This is a genomic window from Candidatus Clostridium eludens (genome assembly GCF_045310515.1).
GTDB lineage: Bacteria > Bacillota > Clostridia > Clostridiales > Clostridiaceae > Clostridium_B > Clostridium_B eludens.
In genome coordinates this window covers 1-17954 of record NZ_JBJHZX010000034.1, presented here as the reverse complement: position 1 = coordinate 17954, position 17954 = coordinate 1, and the positions used below count along the sequence as shown (strand labels likewise).

The window sequence follows — 17954 nt, the reverse complement described above, 5'->3', positions numbered from 1 at the left end:
ACAAAAGGTGTTGAATTTGCTACATACGGACAAACTAGGACGATCGTAAATGACTTTGATAGTATCGACAAGCTTGTCGGTATTGAGTATACTACAACTTTGAAAAAATTGGAGATCACAAATAAAGGATTTATAATTGGCGGACAAACTCTGGGGAATCCCAAACTGCTCCAAAATGAAGAGTTGGTGAAATTATATCAAGGTGGGAATAAACATGCATTAAATGAGCTCGTAGAGCTTAATAAAGGCTTAGTATATAAACTTGCCAATAGGTTCTATACCGAAAAAACCAATTCTATAGATAGAGAGGATTTGGAGCAGGAAGGGTTTATTGGATTAATTGCTGCGGCTGACAAGTATAAGTTTGATATTGAAAGACCATGTAAATTTAGTACCTATGCTGTTTACTGGATATATCAAAAAATCAATGGGTTTATAAAAACTAAAAACACCAATGAAGAAATAAGCCTTAATACTCCTGCTTCCGGTGATGAGGATATTGAGCTTATGGACTGTATAGAAGGTGTAGACTATAGTTTTGAGAACGTTGAAGAAAAAATATATAATCAGCAGTTACATAAGGAACTTGAAGAAACCATGAATAAATATAATACTTTGAGAGAAAGAGAAATATTGAAATTAAGGTATGGTTGGGATAATTGTGAATGTATGACCTGTCAGCAGCTTGGGGAGATGCATAATGTTACTAAAGTTACCATTAATAATATTGAACGTACAGCCCTTGAAAAAATGAGAAAGTCGCCATGGGGAGTAAGGAAGGCAAAAGAACTATATATTCAAAAAAGAGAGGAATCAAGTCATAGTATTCATTGGACTATAGAAAGTATGAGTTTTGCTAATAGATATTTATATGATAATGACTAAACAAGAGAAGTTCACCTAAAGTGATAGTTTTTAGGCATCTGGATAGTAAAGAAACATGACATTTTTTTATTTCCCCTTACATAAATCATTGAATAATGAGCCTTGAAAATACTGGTTTTAGGTGGAGTACTACTATTAAAGGGTGTCCTGTAGAAAAATTCTTAATAAATGTAAAAAAGGATAGTACGTTTCCAGTAAATTAGCCATAATTTTAGTACCGTTAAGAATGTCCACTTTTATAAAAATAAATAAGCATCTGCAATAAACAAATACTTATTTATACATTTTGCAACTTTCCCATGTTTTAATATAATTTTAATTGCTTATTATATCTTTACCTATCTAATATCTGCCAGCTCAACACTCTAGCTGAACCAATTCGTTTTTCGAACATTAAATCCCAAATATCTAGACACTGCTGCAAAATATACTTTAGATTTTCATCTGATGCTTGAGATACCTCATCATATAAACCTATAATTAGTTTGGATAATTCACCACCTATTCCCCAATAATCACCTGAATTTTCTACATGATTTTCAATTAAATTATAGCTTATAGAGAAGATAATATCTTTATACTCAATAACCGACTTGGAATTTTCTTCTAAATAGTGTGCAAAAGCATAAATTATTCTTTTGCCCATATTAGATTTCATTATTTCAATTAAAAAGTCTTTATCTCTTTCTAAATCAATCAAATTATTATAAAAAACTTTAGATATTGAAAACTCCAAATCAAATTTACTAAATTTATATTTTTTAATCAAGGTTTTTGCTAAATCATTATATTCTTTTGTATTGAAATAAAGTACTGCCATTTCAATAATACTTTCTATTTGAGTTTCATTCATATTTTCAACATCAAATATTTCATCTTGAAATTCTCCGTTTCGAATATACATTTCAGCCAAACTATGTGCACCTACTTTTATCATATCTTTATCGTCTGAAAAATAACACCTTAAGATAACTTTTAAAACACATTCCCTAAACTTAGGATACATGAGAAAAAATAATTGTTTTGAGTCATGATATCCAGCCATTCTATAATCTTCTTCAAATATGTTAAGAATTCTTTCAGTCGCCCAATCTCTATCTATATTATATATAGGAGACAATGAATACAAATTTGCTAACCTAATCGCTGGATTTATATCATTACATAATTTCAATACGGTCTCTTTAAACTGAACATATAGTTCTTTATTACTCCATAATAAATTTCCAATAGCCATAGCTGCATTACCTCTTACACAATTAAAAGCATTACTTTGGAGCATGTCAAAAGACTTCATTTCCTTATATTTAATAGATGTTACATCAAGTTTTTCACTATTGGGATTGCAATGATTAATAGCAATATCATTTAATATATCAATTATATTTTGAGACCAATGATTCCCTTCTTTTTTCTCAATAATATCACATATATAACTAGCCCTAAATGAATCATAATTATAGCTATACTTTAAAATCATTTTTTCTAATAGATCAGTTGAAACATCATTTAACTGATTACTAAATGCTACTCCTACAAATAATGAATCAATATAAATTTCACTTATATATTTATCACAATTCAGAAGCAGTTTAATAAATCTTTCAGGTTCAGAAGAAACTGCCTCACGAAAGCTTGTAGAAAACTCTTCAATAGAGTTTTCAATAAATCTACCTTTTATCTTACTCCAACGTGAAACATTTCTCTTCTTCAATTTATTATTAGTCAATATTTGTAACCACTGACGATTTCCCAATCTTTTTCCTGCTACAGAAGAACTGACCGGTCCACTGCGACAATCAAAATGAGTATATATATTTGGTACATTCTCAAAACGCCGATTGAGTACCTTTAATAATCCTTTTGCTTGTTCAGACATTCTATCCAAAGGTAAGCATGACAGCAATGCCATTTGCATATCTCCCCAAAAACTCCAATACACTCTATCTCCATTTTTATTATTTTTATTGTACTCTATTCGCCTTGTATACCATTCCTTTGCTCTAGGATCAATATAACAAATAATTGTATTTTCAAGTAATAAAAATACATATTTACTGCAGCATAATGTATGTTTCCTTAGTACATCTTTAACTAAAGCAAGTTCATCTTTACTACTACTTGTTTTATCAAAAATATTTTCATTTAAATTAGCGGCAATATAGCTTACAACCATATCACTAAACTCACTCGGCAGTTGTGCTAGTGCAGTTAATATTATTTCGCTAAATACCACATATCCCTTGCCCATAAATTTTTTATGCCTCTCTATAAAGGCTTCTGGATTTTTATTAATTAATGCAGCATTCGCTTTTTTTATTATTTCAACACATGCTCTTTCTAACCCACTATTATGAGCGTATCTTCCATCCCATTCTAAATAAATATTATAATATTCTCTTTCCTGTGGTATATAAGGCAACAATTTATCTACGACTATTTCACCATTTTCTTTCAGTACTTCATTGTTTTCATCTGTTAATTTTTCTCCATAATTGTAGACACTCCTACTATTACTTTTAATTTTATACTTTAATAATAATTCAAAAACCCTAGTAGTTCTTAATTCACACTTTCGAAACATTTCTTTGAAGTTAATATAAGAACCTACCATTTGTGGATAACGTTCATAAAATTCCATTCTCAATTCAAACATCTCATCAGTATCTTCTTGTATATTAAAACTGAAACATCTGAACAATTTTTCGGTATTTTCTTTAGATATAAATGCATATTTTTTAATGAATTTCACATCATTATTACTATATTGTGGGTGTAAACTTATCATTAAATTAATCGCAACATTTTTTTTCGTATCATCCTGCATCCACTTATCTAAAATTCCACTCTTAAGCAAAAATTCCACGAAGACTGCATGTCCAACAATTACATTATCGATAATATGATTTGCAAATTCCTCTTTTTCTAAGTATTCCATGACAAAATCTTTTATACTCGAATTTATTGATGTGCATTGTCCTAACACTTCTAAAAATACATACTTAACATAAAATCTCACATCGGAACATTCCAACATTTGCTTTCCAACATTAACAAAGTCATTAGGATAATACTCTTCAATATTTTGAAGTAGCATCTGGATCTGATATCTCTTTCCAGGTATTTGGTTTTTTTTAGTTCCAATAATATTTATAATATTTTCACCATCATCATATTTGTGAAGCATCTTATCTACCAAAAAATAATCTAAAATACTTTGATGAGCAAAGGAAACATTGTTACCAATCAATGTTAAAAAACCATTAGATGCTAAATATTTCAAACTCCTCGGTGTAACATTCAATAATTTGCGATTAGTATACATCATTCCGCATTTATCAAGTCTATCAACAATACTCTCTTTTGCATTCCAAACACTTTGCTCATCAATTTCATTATCCTCACATCTATCTAATAATTGGCTCCACCATTCACAAAGTAACTCATTAGCTGTGGAAAATTCATCATAAGCTTTTTTTCTATCTAAGTGTTGCCAGATATAAAGATTGCTTGGAATTCTTAATACATATTTTAGCTTTTTTGATAGTTTGTCATAGTCCTTTCCAACAATATTTTTAACAGTATTTTCATCAAATTCTTTAACTAATATCTTTAACCATTCCACAGATTTTTCTTCTTCACTAGTCTTTTTAAAAAGCGACTTAATATTGTTATCATTTTCAAGGTCATATGTTCTACATACTAAAACCACTGATATTTTTCTATTCCGTTCCAAATTAAGATTTGTCACTTGCCTTATTATTTCCGAACATATAATTAATGCATCTCTTGAATGTGCTTGTGTCCATCTTAATGCGTCCAACTGATCAAGTATTATTACTGCATTCTCATTTTTAGCAACACTATGTAAAGAATGTGATATTGAAGCTGGCAATCCTAAATCTTTTCCCCATTTTTCAGCACTTCCATTAGGTATCCTCTTATCTAATGTTATAGCTATATATGGAATTTGGTCACTTTCACAAAATGATATAATTGCCTGAGTACAACCACTTTTACCACTCCCAGCTTTCCCGTGAATGATAATTGATTTCCCATCTTTTATATTATCAGTACATAATTTAAACTCATTTCTAAATAATAGTTCTCCATTGATTGGTACAAATATTTTTTTATATTCATCATTTAATTCTTCAATTCGTGAGGCTACCTTTGTATCTAAAGCAAGAGCTCTAAATAGAATTTTATTCTCCTTTAAATATCCACGCAGAAAGCTATTAGTAATAGTTTTACCTAAATATTCACCTTCGGCCACCAAGTTTTCTAAACAATTATATATATTATTTTTATCTTCAATAAATAAATACTGTATTTTATTTAAGACAATCTCTTTTTGAAAAGAATCTGGCACCTGATGATAAGATATTCTTGACAGATAATTAATTATTTTACATAAGTCCATGTCAACTTCAGAATCTAAATTAAATTCGCTACAGCAGCCATAAAAAAAATTGATAAACTCTTTACTAGATTTTTTAATTTGATAATTTAAAAAATCTTTTGGAACACTATTTGTATTTTTGGCGCGCTTAATTAAATCCTCCAACATCTGACACGATAAAGGTGACACCAATGCCACTTTATTACTACTACATCTATCTAATTGTTTTTTCCAATTTTTAATTATTTTTTTTGATTTTAATGAACTAATATCCCATTCTTCTTTACTAGCATTTCTACCTTTACATTGCTGTCCCTCACGACTACCATCAGGAGATGTAACCCATATATCAATTCCTTTTTCATCTTCGCCTATTGATTCCAATTCTACACTAACCAATTCTTCTTCTATGACTCTCAGTATTTGATATATAACCCATCTCCTTTCATATTCATTTCCACTTTTATCAGCACGTCCACCTTTTTCATACGGCATATCTGAAATAACTCCTTTCATTAAACTATATAATAATCATTTTCATGTATCCTAATTACAGCTATTTTTTATATATACAATATAATTAAATACAAGTTAGGACTTTACATTACAGGTTACAAGATCATATTTTTATGAAAATGTGATTTTCATATTATTTCAAAACATATTAATCATTAAATTCGCATTACCGTATATATTTTACATCATTTTTGTATGATTCTTCAAAACAATACCATATCGATCTATATTATACTATACATTACATCTAATAATTAATTCCATTGTCAATTTTTGAGCCAAGCCTTCATAGTAATATAAAAATCCGCTATTATTTCTTATACTAATTATGTTTTAAAAGTGCGGATATTATCCACTGCCAGACGGTAATAAATTTAACAACAACCTTATTATTTATGAGATGAACGATAGCTTTACATAATTGATTAGAAGCTGTATTTAACGTTTTAAATAATTTGTTTTATAAGATACTTAAGACATTTATAAATACTTTTAAGGCTATATTTAAAACTAGTTAGTATAAAATACTCTTAAGACTACCCTATGGATACCTAAAGGATATTGGACATGCGGTAAATATCAAAATACAATTGAACAAAAGTGTACATCTTTTCTTTTTCTCATTATATGAATTTCTATATGGCAGATATTAAAAATGTTAGCTTTGTTGAGTAGTTTTTAAATGTTAACTGTTAGACATAAAATAAACCTTAGAGCAACGCAAAAATTAAGTTAGGGTTTATTTCGGTGAAATATTAATTCTAAGCATTTTTAAAAAATAAGCAGAATAATAGCGAATGAAAGTTAGAGGATATTGCCTCCTTTTGTAGAAGTGCTAAATGAAGGAGATGATGTTGATGATAGATTTATTTGGGAGGCATATGTGCCTAGTATGTAAAAAAGAATGTGATTGGAGAGGAATTGCAGGAACTTTATCATCAGGGTTTTATGATACAACAGGAGTAAATTCTGAATTGATAGCAAAGAAAAGACTTAATATAACAGAGGGAACTAAAATTCAATTTGATGTTATAACTACTTGCCATAGTTCCGGGACTAAAGTTAAGTTTGAGGAGTTAGCTAAAGCTTAGCATATTTGACGAAAGTGGGCCCATTTAAGAATCGAAAATAGGTTATTAATTCTATAAAATGATGGAAAATATTATAATTTTATGAGATTAAAATTTATTTAAGAATAAGCTCTCAATAACCAATAATGAAAATACATTAAGCCTATAATAAAATTACAAAATTATAAAAAGGCTGTGTGAAATACTAGGAACAAATGAGGTGAAAATATGCAAAAATGCAGATTAAATGAAGAAGCAGTATACGCCTTTAAAATAATGGATGAAAATGGAGTTATGGATGCTGAATATGAGAGAATGCTAAGAAGAGCGAGTGAGCAAGGGCAATTAAAATGTGAAGATTGTGGCGGGGATATAACATTTAAATTTGGAAAGGTAAAAATTCCACATTTTTCACATAAAAGCAGTATATTAGGTGGAGGGTGTTCATATTCCATGGAATCAGAAGAACATATACAAGGTAAAAAATTATTAATGAATTTAATGTTAAAAGCTTATCCTGATGTTTATGCAGAAATGAGATATAGGTTTTCAAATGGAAAATGGGCTGACTTATATTTTAACTTTGGTGATGCTCAGGAGTTAGTTATTGAATTTCAAAGGGAACTCAATAGTCTTGCTTACTTGGAAGAAAAAAGAAGTTTTTATAAAAGTATCAATGTAAGAGATTTATGGATTGCCAGAGGAAGTAGAGAGGAGTTTGAGAACATTCTTAGAGAATATGAATTTGTGTTCCAGCATAGACTTTTTCTTAACGACAATAACAATAAGTTACTTGCATTGGATGTTGATAGAAGAGAACTTCTCATAGCTTCTAAAATGACTGTTGTAGATGATGTAACTGGTGAGGTAGTAATGGATAGGATATTTCACAAGGTATACGATATAAATGACATAAAGATTTTGCCAGACGGAACTGTAGAGTGTGAGTATGATAGAGAGTTTAAGGCAGTTAGAAATAAATTTGTACAAACCTGTTTGCATGAAAAGGAGAAAGAGAGACTTAGAAAAGAGTTAGAAAAAAGAGAGAGAAAGAGAAATGAGGAACAAAAAAGAAGGTATAAAGAAGAGCAAGAACGATTGAAACAATTAGTTAAAGAAGATGAAGATATTTATGAGAGGACGGACGCTTGGAGTGATATAGGTTATAGTAGAAAATCTTATGTCTACAGTAGTAACAAACCGGCTCCTAAAAAAAACTATTATAACTATACAAAAAATGATTATTATTATAAAGATAAAGTAAATAAGGCGATACGTAGGTACAGATATGGAATAGAAAATTTGGTTAGAATTCTAAAAAGATGTGGATCATCGGAATATAGCACTATTAAAAAGATATTTGAAGAAGAGATTAATAAAGGTAATATAAACGCTAAGAAAGTATATGATGAAGTAATGAAATTATCAGGACTTTATTAGGTACATTCCCTATCCAAAGTTTGTGTACTTCTTAAAGATGACAGATATATTTGATTTTGAGTCCATAAAATGCTTAAAACCATAGGGTTAAGTTTGCTAGCTCTATGGTTCGCTTATGTACACTCTCTAAAGTCATAGAAAAAAGTTATATAATGTCATCTTAAAATCTTCCTGGCAAAAGCAACTGTAAAATAGGACATTAAAAATACCCCTATAAATGATTCCACACACGCCAGTCCTGCAACTAAGAATCTTTCTGGAGAAATGTCTCCATATCCTACTGTAAAGGATGTAATTGCACTAAAATAAAGCACTTCTAAAAATCGTGCTAATATTCCATTTCCTAATATCCCCTTTTCTAATTTTTCTATGTGGACCCCTAATAAGAGATATATAACGGCAAAACAAATGATATTTAAGCACAAAGCTTTAAATATTCGCAGTGGAGCTGTAGCATATGATCCGATATAATCAAAAACAAACCATTTAAAAGGATAAACAATGTGTTTGTGTATTATCCTTTTGAAACCCTTGTTCAGGCCATTTTCGTTAAAGAATTCCGATTTAGCTCTACCCCTCTTGTATTCAACATAAGCTGAATCTTCATCATCATATTGGCCTAATCTATTAAAGTTTTCTTTAAACATAAGAAATTGTTTTGCAACTGTATGATGATATAGTTTATGTTCTTTCGCATACTTACATATTGCCTCTTTTATATTATTCCTTTCCCAATCAATAAAAATTTGCCCAAGGTTTTTCGTATTCTCAAAACAAAGCGAATTGAATCTAGCACTTCCTAAATCTAATGTTTTTTCTATACTACAATTTTTCATTACTAATGAATGGCATTGATTAAATTTCATATCAACACGTGTGCTAAAAACAACGCTATCAAAAATTATTTGTTCTTTAATTGATGAATCGTTGAAATATATTTCTTCACTAAATGTTGCCCCGCCAAAGTCTGCTCTTTCGCTGAATGTTGTGAACACAAAGTTCGCTTGTTTACTAAATACTGCGAAAATAAGGTCTATTTTTCCATTAAATATTGCTGAACTAAAGTCTGCTTTTCCTCTGAATGTTGTGGACATAAAGTTTGTTTCTTTACTGAATGTTACTTTGGCAAAGTTCATCTCTTCACTGAATTTTGTTGCACCAAAACTCACTTGTTCACTAAATATTGAGCCAAAAAAGCTTGTTTCTTCACCAAATTTTGCTTGATAAAAGCATGCTTCTCCGTTGAATTTTGCGAAAGCAAAGTATGCATTTGCACTAAAATTCACCTGACTAAAATCTGCTTTTTTACTGAACGTTACGCAACTAAAGTACTCATCTTCGTTAAAGCTTGCTCGGTTAAAGTCTACTTCTTCACTGAATGTCGCATAAGCAAAGTTTGCTTCTTTGTTGAATGCTGCTTCACTAAAATCTATCGTACCATCGAAAAAAGTGTACTGACTTGAGAATAAAGTCGTTATATTAAGGCCACTCAATACTAAATCCTTCACATAACACCCATCTAGTATTATATCTTTTTCAGTTCTTATGTCTTCAGTTACTTTGTCTGCTGTAATATAACCATACCTTTTTACAATACTAACACTTCCATCATCATTGTAAAACTTAATCTTCACAGAACTTTTACAGCTTATCGATCTCTTAATACCTTCTCCAACCTCTATTGTTTTAATGAACGGCTTATCCTTATGTATTTTTACATCATACCTCATCTATCATCACCCCACGAATGTATAATAAAGGTTTATATTTACTAATATAGAAATTGTAACATGATTTTTGTATTTTCACATTACTAGAAGTTTTCTGTGGTTCTTAGCACTTGGTTATTTTATTTTTAATTTTATTATCTAAGATAAATTTGACGGAGGTTTGTGCTATAAATCTAGTGAAATGAGTGGTCAACGAATTATATTTAATCATAAGTTCGCTAAACTGTCATTTAACGAAGTTATATTGCTTAAAGTTTAATATATATTTATATTTAGTATTTATTAAAGTATGATATAATATTTAGAAGGAGGCTGATATTATGTCAGGTAAACAAATAGGCAGGCCAAGAGCTAAGGAAGAATTGGAAAAGCATACATACGCCCTACCTAAAGATTTAGTTAAAGCCATGAAAAGAAAAGCTGTAGAAGAGGATAAAACTGTAGTGGAAGTTATGAGAGGAATTTTAAGAGCGGGTATAGAATCTGAATATTTTAAAGAGTACTAAAACAACAGACAGGATATTACTGATAAAAGCAATGGATTTTTATTAAATATTTAAAATATAGACCTTGATATAGAAGATGTAAATTCTAGTGATAGCCCCGATTTAAAAGAAATAGAAAGGCTTAACCAGATAAAGAAGCAGAAACAGTTTGAAGTCAAAAAGGTAAACAATATACTTTCAGGATTAACAGATAGAGAGCTTAAAATAATTCAGATGAAATACTTTAACAGGATTAGTTATAAAGATATAGCTATGGAAATGGATTTAAGTGTAGGTTATATTATGCAAATAAAATCTAATATTATAAAAGAGTTGGTGAATATTGTTTTTTGTAGAAAAGATTATAAAAGATGATTTGAATATATAAATAAAGCTTAGAATAGTAAATTTGTTTTAAGTTTTATTTTACACAATTAGTATATTAGTGGTCTTAACGGGCCAGTATACTTTAGTTATAATACAAACGTATGTTATAAAAGTACAGATGAGGCTACCCCTATAAACAAAAAAGTATTTTAAGATGTATTTATTGAACTTAGGTAATGAATGTCTAAACTACCTTAAATGCTCATCTTAGAGCTTTTAAATCTATATTTTAAATATAATATATCTTTTGAAAAATAATTTTACTTATTTATGTATTCTTGAGGATATATGTAGTATGATTTATGTTGAAAATATTAATCAATTTATTTAAAATAGTTATTGGAAAAGTTAACTTTTACTAATAATGAAAAGTGATAGGTGTCTTTTATGTCTAAGAGATTTTTTGCAATATTAATTTCTATATTTTTAGTTTTTCATTCTTTAGTTCCTGTTTGTACCGTTCGTGCTGACGCTTCTAGCCTTGTGGTTGCTACTGCTGTCGAGATGGGTGCTTGTCCTCCTGTTTTAGGTGTTGCTCTTATTGCTGCTGGAGTTACTTTTGGCTCTGTTGCTGCCTATGAGTATGTGTCTAATCGTTATTACAATTATCTTCAGAACGGCGGTGTTCCAGTTTCTCAGTTGGTTCAAGGTGGTGTTTTAACTATTACGGATGGTTTGAAAAGTGCTACTAAAAGTTTTTTAGATTCTATTTCTTCTTCTGGTGTAGGTTCTCTACAAGAATCTGCTTCTGCATCTTCTGGTTATAATTATTATTATGCTGATGGTCTTACTGGTACTGCTACATTTACGTTTACTTCTTTTGGTAAGTCTACTGGTTCTATTCTTGCTCAGTCTAAAGATGTTTCTGGACATTATTATGTTACTCTTAATAATCTTTGGTATACTGCTTTTCCTTCTTCTCTTTCTGTTAGCTGTGGTTTTGTTTCTTCTTTAGATGTTGCTTTTATTAATTGTACGGATACTTCTGGTACTATTTCTTATACAGGATATTGGACTTTTACTCCTGCTAGTGATATTGCTGTTACTGTCCCCCCTGGCTCTGGCAATAATTTCAATTCCTTACCGGACCAATCTATATCCTTAAATCCTTCTGTTGTTAGTTCTACTAGTGATTTTGTTGGTAAGGCTATAGATAGTTCTGGAAATATAGGTACTTTAGATAGTGCTGGTAATGTTTCTTCTGGAAGTAATATTTTAAGTTCTCCTGTTTCTCTTGATTCTACTTCTACTGGTACTACTGGTGATGGAACTAATACAGTAACTCAAACAGTACAAGATGCAGTAAATACTATCGTAAGTAAATTAGGAGGAACAGTTTCACAAATTGAGGATGGATGGAAGGTTAAAACACAAGATAGTACAATAACTTTAAGTGTACAAGATGATCAAACAATAGAACCAGAGACTGAACAAGAAATTGAAGAAGAAGATGTAGAACAAACTAAAACAGCAAATGAACAAGCTATTGAAGATGCTATAAAAAATTTGCCGCCAAAAGGTGAGGATTTATTGGGAAAAGGTTGGGAAGATGTAACTCCAGAAGGAATGAAAACTAATACAAATAGTAGAGAGTATTTGGATCCTAATACAGGATTAAGGGTTAGATTTGATCCTGCGAAACCTGGAGCAAGTGGCTTTCAAGGTAAAGACCATTATCATGTAGAAAATCCCAATAGTACAGGAAAAATTGATCGTTACCTTGACATTAATGGAGAACCGGCACCTAGGGGTTCAGATAGATCACATATATTACCGAGGGAGGAATAAGAATGAAATTACATAAATTGTTAGAAGACTATGATTTACATGATAGTCTTGTTGAAGACATACAATTTGATGCCGATAAAAAAAGATTGATTATAGGTATTGAGTTATGTAATTGGAGACAAAAATCATATAAAGAAAATGAGCCAGAAATGCTTTCATGTAAATTAATATTTGATAGAGTTAGAAAATATGAATTTGATACTGATTATAAGACTTTTGAAGATAATGAAATACTTGAAGCAGAAATAATACACACGAAAAACGGAAACAAGCTAAAACTAGCATTATATGGAATAGATGTAAAAGTTATTGAAATCCAATCTGATAATGTTGAAATAGAATTTTTAAGGTAATTCATTAGTTTATATAAGCTTTTATCTGAAAATGATTAATCTAATTGATTTATAATAAATATAAGGGTAAAAAATGTATATGTAAGGATAAAAATATAATAAGGAGTGGAGCATAATTTCCGTTTTTTATTTACAAGGCATGACTTATTTAAAGATTATAAAAACAGGGTACAGATGGTACAGATGAAAAGTACGGATAAAATATCTGTACTTTCTCTTTATATCAGCGGTTTGAGGAGTTCAGTACAGATATTTTTACAAAGAACATATTTTATTTTTTATTATAGCCATGATATATTATATGTGTAACACAACCGTAACACAACCGGAGATAAAAAACATATATTTTAGATAATATCAAAATACATTAAATGCGAAATAAATGTTGATATATAAGGGATTAAGAGAATATACAAAAAGTATGAAATATACTATCGTCGTTCCAGCGTGCCGGGGGTTCGAATCCTCTCTGGTGCACCAGAAACCGTTGAAAACACTAAGTTTCAGCGGTTATTATTTTGCCCTTAAACTAACTTTTCCCTCCAAAATTTCAGATGAAACATTATTAAACATTAAATATGGAATTTATTTTGTCAATTGCTTTGATTTTTTCAGGCGGCATAACATGAGTGTAAATATCTCCAGTAATATTTATATTACTATGGCCTAATAAAATTTGAACTGTTTTTAAACGTACATTGTTTTCAAATAGACGTGTAGCAAAAGTATGTCTTAAGCTATGAAATTTTTTGTATGATATATTGTTATTTTTTAATACTCTTTCGTAGGTCCTTCTTAGATTGCGTGGGTCTATAGGTAAACCTAGTTCAGTACAAAATACATAATTGTTTTTTGTATACAGTGAACCAGCTTTAATTTGTTCCTTTTTTTGTTGAAATTCATGTTTTTTTAATATAGGTACTAGATTTTCAGGAAAAGGAATAGTTCTTATGCTGTTTTTAGTTTTAGGGGTTTGCTCTATAAGTTGATATTTTCTTTTATTACCTTCAATAAGGGTGACACCTTTTATAGCTCTTTTAACTGATACAGTGCATTCGTTATAGCTTATATCACTCCATTTTAAGCCTATTATCTCCCCTTCACGAAGTCCATGCCTAAGCCTAAAAGAAATAGAGCTCTTAATCTATGATTTTCTACTGCATTTATAAATTGGTTTTGTTGGTCTATTGTAAATACTGTTACATCATCTTTTTTATTTTCATTTACTGAATTTTTTTCAGGAATAGTTATTGATTTTCCCATACAATAATTTCTTACTATATATCCCTCATCAACACAGTAATTCAAGAATGATTTGAGCAACTTATCTAAGTTTTTAATTATATTTGTACTTTTACCGCTATCCATAAGAGTATTATAATAACGCTGTATATCAAGTCCTTTAAGGTCTTTTAATTTTATAGGATATAGCGGTGAGGATTTTACATATAATCTAAAAACACCCTCGTATCTTTCAAATGTAGAAGGTTTAACTGTATTTTTAACTTTTTCAAATAACCATAGCTTACATACATTACCCAATGTGAGTTTGTCGTGGTCAGCGGTTAAACCACTATTCAAACCATTCTTATATTTTTCTAATTTATCCTCAGCATCTTTTTTAGATTTGCCATAGAATTCTTTTCGTATTCTTTTCCCGTTTGAATCTCTTCCGAGGTCAAGATATACTCTATAATACTTTTTACCATTTTTAATTACATTGGTTTTTGTTGCCATAATATCACCTTTCTTTTTATTTTAGATTGTAATGTGCGAAATTCGTACACTAGAAGCTTAAATTAGTGGTTACTATATAATATTGCAAAGTACCTACACATCAAATTTATTAAAATTAATTTCTAAATTGTAATATATCCCAACTTTTATTGTATCTGTAAATGCGTAAAATTTAGGAGCGGAATAATGCATGGTATCATCAAGCCTATAAACAACAATTGTTTTCTCCATTGGATTTACAATCCAATATTCTCTTACTCCAAAGTGTTCATACAGCCCTAATTTCCTTACATAGTCATTAGATGGGTTAAAGGGTGATACTATCTCTAATATTAAATCAGGAGCACCAATACAACCCTTATCATTTAATTTATTTTTATCACAGATTACTGATATATCAGGCTGGACAATATTCTTACAGTTATCAAGACTTTTATCCTCCGTTAGAAACACATCAAATGGTGATACATATACTTCACATGGTCCACTATTAGATTTTATATGGTTATTAAATATAGTTGACAGTTCGACAATTAGCTTCTGATGTATTCTTGATGGTGCTGGGGACATATCGTATATTGTACCATCTATAAGCTCTATTCTTGCACCTTCAGGGTAATTTATGTAGTCAGCATAAGTATAGATTTTGTTTTTAGCTGTGTTATCCATTGAATTTTACCTTCCTTCTGAAATAATTTATAATAACCGCTCATTTGGTTTTATTAGTGTAGTTACTTTGAATAATCTATAGTAACTACTCTTAATTATATTTAGAACGGATTTTAAATTTAAGCTTAGTTTTTTATTTCAAGTAAATCATTGGCATTAATAATTTGGTTACTATTAATTATCTGATTATTTATTAGTTTTGTGGATGAGGTACCTCACATTTCGTTACCCACCATTTGTAATCTATTTAAAAGAAAAAGCTTAAGCAAGACCGAAAAGATGACGGTTCAAAATACTTTCTTGTATAATGAAATTCTCAAGTGTTTGCGAATTTAGAATGTTTCTACAAGAAATCCCTTATGGTAGAAGCTATATTTTTTATAAGATCCATTCTTTGAAAAATTGTAAGGTTTGTTAGCTTCAATATGTCGATATTTGAATAATCACTAAAGATCAATTCGTTAATTTCACGATTCATGAATTCTTTTAAATCATAAATCTCTAGTAAATATATTCTATATTCAACAATTAATTTTTCATCAGAGCTTTTTTTCTTTTCAACATTTTCAAGGGATTCTTTAGGAATATTAAGTACATTAGACATTTTGTCTAAAGATACACCTATTTTTTCTCTATACAGTTCATAGTTAAAATCTAAATTGTTTGCCAAAGCCTTATATGCCTTATCCATGCAGTTTAGTTCAGATGTTGTTTGTTGGGATTCAACTAATTCGTTAATAGTTACACCAAGAGCTGTAGCTAATTTCCCTAATGTTTCATATTTAGGGATTCTTTCACCAACTTCATATTTACCAATTGCACTTAGTGAAATATTTGTTTTTGCAGCGAGTTGTTCTTGTGTAAATCCTGCGGATTTACGAAGCATTTTAATTTGTTCACCTATTGATTTAGTATTTTTCGAATTCATAATAAACCTCCTTTATTCTTATATTACCATAGAAAAAACATAGAATCATCACAAAAGTGAATTTATTCATAAAAAATATTGTATAAATCACAAATGTGTGGTATCATACAATTACATTCACAAATGTGATGATAAGAGGTGAATAAAATGTCATTAAATGTGAAAATAGTAAGGATAAAAAAAGGAATTAAGCAATATGAGCTAGCCGAAAAGGTTGGAATTTCAAGATATTCTCTATCAGCCTTAGAAAGAGGAAAAGCTAAAAATCTAAGTATTGCAGTAATGAAGGCAATAAGTAAAGAACTTGACACACCAGTGGAAGAGCTATTCTTTAATTAGTATAAAGACGAAATGGGATTATGTATTATAAAAAAGTTAGTATTTTTAGAATTAAACAGTGTATATAAAAAACCTTTACTACATCTGAAACAATTGTTAAATACAGAAAACAAACACATCATGCAGTACAGCAACTAATTTTAGCATATAAAGGTGATTCAAAAGATTTTGGAGTTATCGTTATAATAACAATACCTTAGTCTACTACAGAGAAGGTAAAAATCAATCAAATAAAATAATAAAGAGTTTAATGAGCAAGGGTATTTCAATTATAAAAGATTGCAGTACAGCTGATGATATGGAATTCTATTTTTTAGAAAAAGATATTGATATAATAGCTAAAATTTTTAAAGCAAGAATTACCGGAAAAAACATAAATCCAGCAAGCAGAAAAAATCTAAGATTGTTTAGATGGTACAAAGAATTAAAAACCTACAGGAAACACAGAGCTAATACTCAAATTCAACAGTTGAAGATACAAGCTATATAATTCTTACATAAAACAAAGAGTTTTATGCTAATAAAGATGTTAATTAAGTATATGTTTTATAAAGTTGAACAAAAAGCATAATCTAAAATTACAGGATATAGATGTTAAGGATTCTATTATATTTGATATACCCTATGATGGTAATGTTATTATAAATCATTTTCAGTTCGAAGACAACCAAGTATCACGTATAAAAGTTGGTAAGTATGATTTCAACAGTCACAAAGATAAGTTATTTATGAGTATATTTAAATTTTCAACAAGTTTCAGACAAAAAATTTATGAATTATTTTGAAAAAACTTTGAAAAAAATATTCCTCAAATGGCTGTATAATGGTGATTGTAAAAAATAATAAATTATAAAAGCAAATAAAAAGGGGTGATCTTGTGGAGAATTATAAAATATTAAATAGCAAACCTAATGTTAAGAAAATTATGACTATATCAGAGTTTTGTCAGGAATATTCACTTGGTAGAAATAAAGCATACAACCTCTGTCATCGGTTTGATGCACCAGTTTTGTTTAATGGGCGAAAAATACTACTTATACGTAGTCAAGTAGATTCGTGGATCGAGAGTTTAAAGGGGAAACAAATTTAATGCAAATATACGGAAAACCAAAAAGTAGGTGCTAGGTATGGGATTTACTGCAATAGATGTGCGACTTGTTGCTAATTGAAAAGATTAGCCTAATTAGCTGATTAAATTCAGAAATTAGAATTGTTATTGCGAGAA

Annotated in this window: 14 protein-coding genes and 1 pseudogene; 10 read left to right on the top strand and 5 right to left on the bottom strand. The window is 29.5% G+C overall.

The annotated features are described in order from the left end of the window. The first annotated feature begins 99 nt into the window (after positions 1-99). Entirely contained in the window at positions 100-885 is a 786-nt protein-coding gene (locus ACJDU8_RS18900) for a sigma-70 family RNA polymerase sigma factor (protein ID WP_406793722.1), read from the top strand. Between the two features lie 334 nt (positions 886-1219). On the opposite strand, the gene ACJDU8_RS18895 is transcribed toward ACJDU8_RS18900, so the two are convergent. After that, entirely contained in the window at positions 1220-5782 is a 4563-nt protein-coding gene (locus ACJDU8_RS18895) for an ATP-binding protein (RefSeq protein WP_406793721.1), read from the bottom strand. Between the two features lie 878 nt (positions 5783-6660). Between ACJDU8_RS18895 and ACJDU8_RS18890 the strand changes: the two genes are divergently transcribed. Then, the gene (locus ACJDU8_RS18890) at positions 6661-6894 is read left to right on the top strand and encodes a hypothetical protein (RefSeq protein ID WP_406793720.1); all 234 of its coding nucleotides are present in this window, start codon (positions 6661-6663) and stop codon (positions 6892-6894) included. A gap of 207 nt (positions 6895-7101) precedes the next feature. Beyond that, positions 7102-8313 carry a competence protein CoiA family protein gene (locus tag ACJDU8_RS18885; protein WP_406793719.1) on the top strand — a complete coding sequence of 404 codons (1212 nt, stop codon included), beginning with the start codon at positions 7102-7104 and terminating at the stop codon, positions 8311-8313. Positions 8314-8468: 155 nt separating this feature from the next. Here ACJDU8_RS18885 and ACJDU8_RS18880 read toward each other — a convergent pair whose 3' ends face one another. After that, the gene (locus ACJDU8_RS18880) at positions 8469-10043 is read right to left on the bottom strand and encodes a potassium channel family protein (RefSeq protein ID WP_406793718.1); all 1575 of its coding nucleotides are present in this window, start codon (positions 10041-10043) and stop codon (positions 8469-8471) included. A gap of 320 nt (positions 10044-10363) precedes the next feature. Between ACJDU8_RS18880 and ACJDU8_RS18875 the strand changes: the two genes are divergently transcribed. The 4 genes from ACJDU8_RS18875 (at position 10364) to ACJDU8_RS18860 (ending at position 13056) form a co-directional block, all read left to right on the top strand. After that, the gene (locus ACJDU8_RS18875) at positions 10364-10549 is read left to right on the top strand and encodes a hypothetical protein (protein ID WP_406793717.1); all 186 of its coding nucleotides are present in this window, start codon (positions 10364-10366) and stop codon (positions 10547-10549) included. A 57-nt stretch (positions 10550-10606) separates the two neighbouring features. Beyond that, complete coding sequence (locus tag ACJDU8_RS18870) at positions 10607-10903, top strand: sigma factor-like helix-turn-helix DNA-binding protein (protein ID WP_406793760.1); 297 nt, start codon at positions 10607-10609, stop codon at positions 10901-10903. 399 nt (positions 10904-11302) lie between these two features. Next, the gene (locus tag ACJDU8_RS18865; RefSeq protein WP_406793716.1) at positions 11303-12703 is read left to right on the top strand and encodes a hypothetical protein; all 1401 of its coding nucleotides are present in this window, start codon (positions 11303-11305) and stop codon (positions 12701-12703) included. 2 nt (positions 12704-12705) lie between these two features. Beyond that, the gene (locus ACJDU8_RS18860; RefSeq protein ID WP_406793715.1) at positions 12706-13056 is read left to right on the top strand and encodes a hypothetical protein; all 351 of its coding nucleotides are present in this window, start codon (positions 12706-12708) and stop codon (positions 13054-13056) included. Positions 13057-13621: 565 nt separating this feature from the next. Here ACJDU8_RS18860 and ACJDU8_RS26035 read toward each other — a convergent pair. From ACJDU8_RS26035 to ACJDU8_RS18840, 3 genes and pseudogenes are all read right to left on the bottom strand, one after another. Continuing rightward, positions 13622-14793, bottom strand: a pseudogene (locus ACJDU8_RS26035) (tyrosine-type recombinase/integrase). Positions 14794-14886: 93 nt separating this feature from the next. Then, complete coding sequence (locus ACJDU8_RS18845; RefSeq protein WP_406793713.1) at positions 14887-15462, bottom strand: Uma2 family endonuclease; 576 nt, start codon at positions 15460-15462, stop codon at positions 14887-14889. A gap of 343 nt (positions 15463-15805) precedes the next feature. Further along, the gene (locus ACJDU8_RS18840) at positions 15806-16390 is read right to left on the bottom strand and encodes a helix-turn-helix domain-containing protein (RefSeq protein ID WP_406793712.1); all 585 of its coding nucleotides are present in this window, start codon (positions 16388-16390) and stop codon (positions 15806-15808) included. Positions 16391-16537: 147 nt separating this feature from the next. Here ACJDU8_RS18840 and ACJDU8_RS18835 point away from each other — a divergent pair, with 147 nt between their 5' ends. From ACJDU8_RS18835 to ACJDU8_RS18825, 3 genes are all read left to right on the top strand, one after another. Next, complete coding sequence (locus tag ACJDU8_RS18835) at positions 16538-16729, top strand: helix-turn-helix transcriptional regulator (RefSeq protein WP_406793711.1); 192 nt, start codon at positions 16538-16540, stop codon at positions 16727-16729. 250 nt (positions 16730-16979) lie between these two features. Continuing rightward, positions 16980-17219, top strand: a complete 240-nt coding sequence (locus tag ACJDU8_RS18830; RefSeq protein ID WP_406793710.1) for a hypothetical protein — start codon at positions 16980-16982, stop codon at positions 17217-17219. Between the two features lie 387 nt (positions 17220-17606). Further along, the gene (locus ACJDU8_RS18825; protein WP_406793709.1) at positions 17607-17819 is read left to right on the top strand and encodes a DNA-binding protein; all 213 of its coding nucleotides are present in this window, start codon (positions 17607-17609) and stop codon (positions 17817-17819) included. Positions 17820-17954 lie beyond the last annotated feature (135 nt).